The sequence below is a fragment of the Parafrankia sp. Ea1.12 genome, from assembly GCF_900465275.1.
Taxonomy (GTDB): domain Bacteria; phylum Actinomycetota; class Actinomycetes; order Frankiales; family Frankiaceae; genus Parafrankia; species Parafrankia soli.
Genome location: NZ_UBIZ01000594.1, coordinates 1 through 1,196, shown reverse-complemented (window position 1 = coordinate 1,196; position 1,196 = coordinate 1). Strand labels below are relative to the sequence as shown.

Genomic DNA, 1,196 nt, shown 5'->3' with positions numbered 1-1,196 from the left:
CGACGGCGGTGACGCGCCGCCCGCCCCACCCGGCGGTACGCCGGCGCGGGCCGTACGGGGTGCCCTCGAACAGGTTCCGCCCCGGCGGCCCGGAGGCGCCGCCGGAACCCGCGGAGCCCTCCGGACCGGGCCCACCCGGCGCGACCGGAACCGCCACCGGACCGGACGTCACCGCCAGGTCAGCCGCCCCCGGTGAGCCCGGCGGGCCGGGTTCGCCGGGTGGGCTCACCGGACCGGAGGGTCCGGGCGGGACGGACCGTCCCGCGGCCGGGGTGAAGCGGCGGACGGTGCCGGTGCCACCGGGCGGATCCGGTGCGTCCGTGGTCTCGGTGCGACGGACGATCAGCCCGCTGCGCGCCAGCCAGTCCGGGCCGAACAGACCGAGGGCCGCCTCCGCCAGGGCGCGGGCCAGCTCGTGCGCGCCGGGCTGGCGGGCGGCGGGATCCTTGGCCAGCGCACGCAGGATGATGTCGCTCACCACCGGCGGCACGCCGGGCGGCGCGGGCGGGTCGACCTCGCACTGATGGCGCAGCAGCTGCGCGACCCCCAGCCCGGGGTCGAACATGGGCCGGCCCGCGGCCAGCTCGTAGAGGACGGCGCCGAGCGCGTAGAGGTCCGCGGGCGGCCCGACCGGCGCACCGGTGATCTGCTCGGGCGCCATGTACTTCGGGGTACCGACGGCGCGGCTGACCGTGCCCGCCCCACCCTCGACGATCTTCCCGATGCCGAAGTCGGTGAGCTTGGGCTGCCCGGCGTCGGTGAACAGGATGTTGTCCGGCTTGATGTCACGGTGCAGCACGCCGTGGGCGTGCGCGTGGGCGAGCGCGTCGGCGACGGCCACCCCGACGGCGAGGGCCGCCTCGGCCCGCAGGCGGTGCTGGGCGAGGCTGCCGCCCCCCAACTTCTCCATGATCAGCAGGCACAGGTCGTCCTGGGCGACGTAGTCGTAGATGCGGACGATGTGCGGGTGGTCGAGGCGGCTGAGCATCCGCGCCTCGGCCCGGAAGTCGTCCGCGAGCGCCGCCACCAGGATCTTGATCGCGACAGGGCGGTCGAGATCCTGGTGGTGCCCGGCGATGACCAGGCCGAACGAGCCCGAGCCGAGCTGGTCGCCGAGGGTGTAGCGGGGCAGCGCGTGGGCGATCCGCGCGCGGTCGACGGCGGGCACGCCGGACCCTAGGCCGCGGTGCCCGCGA

1 protein-coding gene is annotated in these 1,196 nt (G+C 76.6%); it reads right to left on the bottom strand.

Annotation, left to right across the window (positions count from 1 at the left end; all coding sequences use genetic code 11):
- A partial coding sequence (locus FMEAI12_RS32620) for a serine/threonine-protein kinase (protein WP_146776824.1) occupies positions 1–1,168 on the bottom strand: 1,168 nt, incomplete at its 3' end.
- Positions 1,169–1,196: the final 28 nt, after the last annotated feature.